Below are 7,304 nucleotides of genomic sequence, written 5' to 3'. Positions count from 1 at the left end.
GGGGGTATAAGTTCTATGTAAATGGTGAACTTATTAAAGTATCAGATTATCCAACACCTGTAGGACCAGAAGTAAATGGATATGATTTCTCAGTAGATGTTAAAGATGTTAAAAATGGAGACTTTATATTACTAAAAGCTGTAGATAGTAATGGAAATGAAACAGAATTAAAATTACAAATAGTTAAGTAAATGGCAGTTTACAGAATTAATAATCTTCTAAGTGTTAAGTAGAAGGTTGAAAGAATAAAATATTATAAGCTAATCACTTTTGTGGTTAGCTATATTTTGTATCACAGACTCTAATAAATATATTTTATAATCTATAGATGTTATAAGTTAATATGTTTTTGATATCTGCGATGATTTTGTTCAGATTATCATAGCTTTTTAATTTTATTTCAGATTTTGATATTCTCGATAGAAGTGTTGTGTAGCAATGTGATAAACTAGACATGCTTTGGGTAAATTATATTAAAAGTTTTAAATACTAAATTACTATTTGAATGTCCAATTGCAAAAGAGATAATACTTTTATCATAACTTCATAAGTTATAGATAAATCTATTGATGTGTGTATAAATTTTCTATAAAACGCATTAATTATAGAAGTAATATAAGTGGTTAACTTTGTTACAGCAATGAACGCATGATTTATATCCATTTGGCATAATTGGTTTGATTTTATTATTGTTCTAATTTTGCAGAAGCATGACACTTGTTTTAAAGTGCATTTTCTATTTAAATCTAACAAATTTAAGTTTTTCATAAATTTTTTAATTTTTTATTAATCTTAATGTTGAAGTTATTTCTTGTTTTTTAGCTATTAGAGAATTACTATCAGATTCAAGAACCTATTTAGCATAAATGATTATTTGTTATTTTGAAAAATTTCTTTTAAAAACAACTTTTTACATATTATAGCTCTTCTAGTTTTATTAATATAATTGTAAATATCTAAATTAACATTGTCCAATCTAATTAGGGACTATAGAATTTAAAGTATAAAGTATAAAGTTTTATTTAAAATAGGAATGGACATATATCCATTCCTGTTTTTTATAAATACCTTATAATTTATTCATATATTTTAAAACAGCCTTAATAGTTTCATATCTATCGCTGCCTTCTAATCTAATATCACCTTTAATTTTTACACCGCCACCAACTACAAAAATCTTTTCAGCAGGCATTGTAGCGGCGTTATAATTACTTTCTCTTACTACAGGAGAAAGTAGAAAATCAGCTAAATATTCTGCAGCTCTTTTATCTACATCATTATTATATATAATTAAATTTTTCATTTTATTCACCTCAGGTGTTGGTGTAGAGTTTTGTATTGTAGGATCAATTCCATTTGCTATAGCAAAACCTAATTTATCTTCACCAAATTTTTTATATAATTCAACATCTTTTACTGCTTCACAGAAAAAACATTCTACTATCATAGCTTCCATAGAAGTAGAGTTGAGTTCTGCAAGTTCAGTTGAAAATTTAATGCCTCTATTGATAAAGCCAAGTTTTTGAAAATTACTCAATATTCTATTAGCTTTATCTTTAGTAGCTTGGCTACAATTTGGATGAACCCAAATTTCTGAACCAATAGCCCCGTTGTATGAATCATACGCTTTATTTAAATGAATAGAATAGAAAAAATCTACATTTGATGAATTAGCTTTATTTATACCCCACATTAATTCTATATTAGCGTCATTCATATTCCCAGGGTAACAATCTATAAATTGATGAGATTTTTCTAAATATTTTTTAGAATATAAGAATATTTTTCTAGCCTCAGTAGTTTCATCAATTATACCACTAGCACCTGGAGCTAATGGATTATGACCAGATCTTCCCCCAATTTTCATAATTTGCACCTCTTTTATATCAGTACATTTTCTATATAAGATACTTTACATAATATAATATGATAATATATTTATGTTAGTGTATAATTTATGACTTAAAATAATAAATTAAATTTTATATTATATAAATAAAAAATGTACTATCTCAAAATAATAAAATTTATTCTAAGAATAGTACATTAAAAATTATCCTATAACTACTAATTCTTTATTAAATTCATTTAAAATTTCACAACCATCTTCTGTAACTAGAACTAAATCTTCTATTCTCACTCCAACTTCACCTGGAATATATATTCCAGGTTCAATTGAAAATATCATTCCTGGTTGAACAGCATCAGTATTAACAGAAGATACATCACCAAGATCATGAACTTCAAGTCCAATTGAATGACCAGTTCTATGAGTGAAGTATTTGCCATATCCTTTAGAATCAATATAATCTCTAGCAGCTTTATCTATATCACAAAATCTTACGCCAGGTTTAATTATTGATATAGCTTTTTTATTAGCTTCAAGTACTGTCTCAAAGACTTCTTTAGATTTTGGTGATACATTCTTATAAAATACAGTTCTTGTCATATCAGAACAATAAGAATCTTTTACACAGCCCATATCTATAATTATAGAATCTCCCTCTTTAACCATAGAATTATCATTACAATGATGTGGATCTGCACCATTTGCTCCATAAGCTATTATAGGGTCAAAGGAAAATCCTTCAGCTCCAAGATCTTCATATATTTCCAAAAGTTTTGAAGCCATTTGTTTTTCACTAAGTCCATCTTTTATATAAGTTTGTATTTTTTCCATAGCCATATCGTTAATTTTAGAAGATGCTCTCATTAAGTCTCTTTCTTCTTCATCTTTAAACATTCTACAAGTATCAATTATTATAGAACCATTTACTATGTTAGAATCACCTTTAAGCTGCATAAGTCTTAAAAGGAAACGAGCAGGCCAATTTTTGTCAACACCTAAAGTTTTGTCTTTGTCTATGTAGTTATTTATTATTTCTACAGCATCACTATTATCGTCAAACCAAACTTTTTCAACACCTAAGTCTTCCTGTACAGGGAATAATTTGTTTATAAATAATCTATGATCCCCATTAATATTTAAATATAATGCTAACAATCTTTCACCAGGATGAATCCACTTTCCAGTTAAGTAAAAAATGGCTGCTGGATCAGATATTAGCAGTTGAGTTATTTTTCTATCATTCATTCCCTCTATAACTTTGTTAAGTCTATTTTGTTTCAAAATAATCTCCTCCAATACATTTATATTAATTTAAAATTTAATTAAACCTACATAATTATATGGTTTTTTAAGTTAAAAAAATAATTTAACAAATAAACTAATAACCATATATATAATAATTGTAATATATATTTAATTAAAAATATACAAATAAATTAAAGATTTATTAACCTTATTAATAAATCTTTAATTTATTTATGTGTTTTATGTATAAAAATTATAAGATAAATATATGAGTTAAAATAATTTACATAATTTACATATTGTTTATGTTATATTAATAAGTATGTAGTATAATAATGTAAATGATTACAAAATATTTACATTGGTTTGTAAAATAACTAAATTTCTTTAATATTAGGAGGGAGTGCATTTTAATGGTAAATGAGAATTATATGAAAGATTTAATTAACTCTAATGATTTTATTGTTAGATGTGCAGCATTAAGTTATTTTAATGAGAGTTACTCTAGGGATAATGAGATTATTGATAGGGTTATTGATGCCATAAGAAAGTATGACGATTCTTTTGAAAGAAATTATTTAATGGCTAATTGTGAAAATTTAAATGTTAACGAAACTCAAATTAATAAACTAATGAGTTTAGATTATGGTGAAGATATATATTTTAAAAATAACATAGTGACATTAACAATTAAACAAGGAATTGATATTATAGAAAGTTTTTATGATAAAATACAAGAAAAAATTTTTATTAATAAAGATAGTAGTTTGGAATTATTTGAGCATTATAATAAATTAAAAACTTTAGATGAATGTTCAACTGAAAACTTATTAAAACAATTAAAAGATTTAGCAAAAAACAATGAAGAAAGAAAAGAAAATGACTTTGATTATAATAAAGGAATAAATATAGGTAAAATCTTAAGTGATAGGAAAGATTTAAATTTGGATTATATTATCAAAGAATTAAAAAATGAAAATAGCAAGTATTATATAATTTATTTAGTTTATATATTAGGTGAATTAAGGAATAAAAGTTGTATAAATATTTTAATTTCAAAATTAAAAGAAAATGATGATTTAACTAATGAAGTTATAGGAGAAGCTTTAAGTAAAATTGGTGGAGATACAGTTGTACAAGCTGTTTATAAAAAAATGTTAGAATGCAATAATACGTCAATTAGATTATATATATCAATGGTATTTGAGAGTATTAAAACAGATTTTTCAGCAGAAACATGTTTTAAATTGCTTGAAAAAGAAAATACAAAAACAATGAGAGGAGTATTAGCATCAGCATTATGTAAAAGTTATGAAGTTAAATATATTGATTATATAGCTGATATTGTTAAAAATGAAAACTATAATAAAAGTATATTAAATTTAAAAAGAGAGTTATTAGCTACTGCAAAAATAAATAATGTTAAAATTAAAAATATAGATTGTTTACAGCGTCGAGTGGAATATAAATTAGATGATTTAAAAGATGTTAATTTAAGTTTATAATTAAGTTTATTATAATTTGGATGTTTCAAAATAAAATTGAATTTTGTTTTGAAACATCCTTTTTATTTTAATTTAAATTAAGATTGTGGAATCACATAACATATATAAATAAAAAATATAGGTATAATTTATATTTTTATAATATATATAAATATAGGGAAACGAGCTCTAATTTAAATTTGTTTAATAATTTTATACAAAATGTAATATTGAATTTGGTTGATTCAGAGCATGTCTCACTATTTTGGGTATCCAAGTTTTGAAATAGATTGAACCATATAATGATACAAGTAAATAAAACTTTCTAAAGGAACTAGGTAGATACTTTAAGTAAATTTTGAAAGGAAAGTATAAGATTTAAAATCTACTTTTTAGGAGATGAGATTTTGTATTTTTTAGGAATAGATGGAGGGGGAAGTAAAACAAAAGCAGTATTATGTGATGAATATGGAAAAATTAAATATACAATGTATAAAGGAAGTTTAAATTATTATCAAATAGGAAAAGATGGTATAAAAACAGTACTACATCAGTTGATGGAAGAAATTTTATGCAATATAAATGATATAAAAAAAGATGATATTGTTGTAGGTTTAGGAATACCAAGTTATAAAGAAGTAGTAAATGTAACGAAAATTATAGATCAAATAGTTAAAGAAGAGTTTCATTTTGTTAAAAAATTTATAGTTGAAAATGATGGAATAATAAGTATTAATGGATCTCTTATTGGAAAAAAAGGAATTCATATTGTAAGTGGAACTGGTTCAATTGGTATTTCTTTAAATGAGGAGGGTGTAATAACTCGAGTTGGTGGTTGGGGTCCAGAATTTGGAGATGAAGGGTCAGCCTATTGGATAGGAAAGAAAACTTTAGAGATTTTTTTCAAAACAGTGTGATGGAAGATATGAAAAGACATTATTATATTACTTGATTAAAAAATACTTTAATTTAAACAACAACTTTGATATTATAAAATATTTTACTAATGACTTAATAGATAAAAGAAAAGAAATAGCAAAAATATCAAAATTATGTTTTGAAGCAGCAACTAGAGGAGATGCATTATGTAAAAATGTATTTACCAAAGCTGCCTTGGAGTTAAGTAATATTGTAAAGGCGCTTATTAAAAATTTCAAAGTGGATGAAGAAATACTTTTGTCTTATTCAGGAGGAGTATTTAAATCAAAAAACTTAATACTTACACCACTAATGAATAGTTTATGCTATGAGAATATTACTTTAGTAAAACCAATACTTCCTCCAGAGCTAGGTGCTTGCTTAATGGCGTTTAAGAGTGTTAATAGTGATATAAATAAGGTTAATAACTTTATTGATAATTTAATGTTATGTAAGCAAAATGAACATATTATATAATAGGAGGTATATTGTGGAAAAAGTAGGAATTACATTAGAAAAATTAAAAGAAAGAAATTCGTATTATACACTAAAAGAAATATTTCAACAAAATGAAGTTTGGATGCAAAGTTTAGATAATATAAAAAATCAAGCTTATAAAATACAAAATTTTTTAAAAAAATTCAATAAAAAAGAAACCAGAATAATTTTAACTGGTGCTGGTAGTTCAGCTTTTGTGGGACAAGTTATTGCACCATATTTAAGTAAAAAGTTTAAAAAATCTGTAGAATGTATAGCTACAACAGACATAGTATTAAATCCATTAGAATATTTGTATGAGGATACAGAAACTATAATGGTATCTTTTGCAAGATCAGGAAATAGTCCTGAAAGTGTTGCAACTGTGAGTATTGCTGAAAAAATAGTGAAAAAATTAAATCAAATAATTATAACTTGTAATAAAAGTGGAAATTTGTATAGAAAATTTACAAATAGTGATGAAGATTTGACTGTATTAATGCCTAAACAATGTAATGATATAGGATTTGCAATGACTAGTAGTTTTACTACAATGCTTTTAACTGCAATTGGAATATTTGAAATTAATAATATAGATAATCTTATATCTAGTATTAAATACTGTATAAATTTAAATGAAAAGTTTATAACAAATAATATAAATAATATAAAAAACATAGCAATGAAAGAATTTGAAAGGATAGTTTATATAGGAACAGGGGTTTTAAAAGGAATAGCTAGAGAGTCTGCACTTAAAATGCTAGAGCTTACTAATGGAAAGGTAAATTCTAGTTATGATACTGCATTAGGATTTAGACATGGTCCAAAGTCAGTTATAAATGATAAAACAGTGACTGTTTTTTATATTTCAAAAGATAAGCATAAAAGAAAATATGAAATTGATTTATTAAAAGAAATGCATAGTGAAAAGAAAGAAAATATTATAATTGCAGTTGGAGAAGAGTTAAATGAAATAGAAGGATTTTATGACTATTTATTAAATTTTAATACCCTTATAGAAGATAATTATACTGATATTATACAATCACTACAATATATAATAGTTGGACAATTTTTAGCATTTTATAAAGCATGGAGTTTGGGGATAAATATTGATAATCCCTGTCCAAGTGGGGTTGTTAATAGAGTTGTAAAAGGAGTTAATATATATGAATTTGACTTTGAAAAATGATGATATATAGGGGAACAAGCTCCAATTTAAATTTATTCATCAAATTTTTGTTATCAGTTGAGAAAAATAACTACAACTCTTCACTATTCACTCTTAACTTTTAACTAAAATAATCTGTTAGTTATTGATAAAATATTAA

General features: G+C 24.5%; 8 protein-coding genes. 5 read left to right on the top strand and 3 right to left on the bottom strand.

From position 1 onward, the window contains the following. A partial coding sequence (locus tag CSGHG_RS23650) for a hypothetical protein (protein ID WP_010299059.1) occupies positions 1 to 191 on the top strand: 191 nt, incomplete at its 5' end. Positions 192 to 489: 298 nt separating this feature from the next. Here the strand turns inward: CSGHG_RS23650 and CSGHG_RS23440 are convergent. The 3 genes from CSGHG_RS23440 to CSGHG_RS17650 form a co-directional block, all read right to left on the bottom strand. Further along, positions 490 to 768, bottom strand: a complete 279-nt coding sequence (locus CSGHG_RS23440; protein ID WP_155844789.1) for a hypothetical protein — start codon at positions 766 to 768, stop codon at positions 490 to 492. A 301-nt stretch (positions 769 to 1,069) separates the two neighbouring features. Continuing rightward, positions 1,070 to 1,867, bottom strand: a complete 798-nt coding sequence (locus CSGHG_RS21295; RefSeq protein ID WP_010299056.1) for an N-acetylmuramoyl-L-alanine amidase — start codon at positions 1,865 to 1,867, stop codon at positions 1,070 to 1,072. A gap of 186 nt (positions 1,868 to 2,053) precedes the next feature. Then, on the bottom strand, positions 2,054 to 3,130 hold the full coding sequence (locus CSGHG_RS17650; protein ID WP_010299052.1) for a M24 family metallopeptidase: 1,077 nt from the start codon (positions 3,128 to 3,130) through the stop codon (positions 2,054 to 2,056). A gap of 377 nt (positions 3,131 to 3,507) precedes the next feature. Between CSGHG_RS17650 and CSGHG_RS17645 the strand changes: the two genes are divergently transcribed. From CSGHG_RS17645 to CSGHG_RS17635, 4 genes are all read left to right on the top strand, one after another. After that, positions 3,508 to 4,599, top strand: a complete 1,092-nt coding sequence (locus CSGHG_RS17645) for a HEAT repeat domain-containing protein (protein ID WP_010299047.1) — start codon at positions 3,508 to 3,510, stop codon at positions 4,597 to 4,599. A gap of 386 nt (positions 4,600 to 4,985) precedes the next feature. Beyond that, positions 4,986 to 5,495: an N-acetylglucosamine kinase gene (locus tag CSGHG_RS22205; RefSeq protein ID WP_052314815.1), complete on the top strand. Its 510-nt coding sequence runs from the start codon at positions 4,986 to 4,988 to the stop codon at positions 5,493 to 5,495. 31 nt (positions 5,496 to 5,526) lie between these two features. Continuing rightward, positions 5,527 to 5,973, top strand: a complete 447-nt coding sequence (locus CSGHG_RS22200) for a hypothetical protein (RefSeq protein ID WP_052314814.1) — start codon at positions 5,527 to 5,529, stop codon at positions 5,971 to 5,973. Positions 5,974 to 5,986: 13 nt separating this feature from the next. Then, on the top strand, positions 5,987 to 7,165 hold the full coding sequence (locus CSGHG_RS17635) for an SIS domain-containing protein (protein WP_010299044.1): 1,179 nt from the start codon (positions 5,987 to 5,989) through the stop codon (positions 7,163 to 7,165). Positions 7,166 to 7,304: the final 139 nt, after the last annotated feature.

Source organism: Clostridium senegalense JC122 (assembly GCF_000285575.1).
GTDB lineage: Bacteria > Bacillota > Clostridia > Clostridiales > Clostridiaceae > Clostridium_J > Clostridium_J senegalense.
Note: the sequence above shows the minus strand (reverse complement) of the source record. Positions and strands in the feature narration are given on the sequence as shown.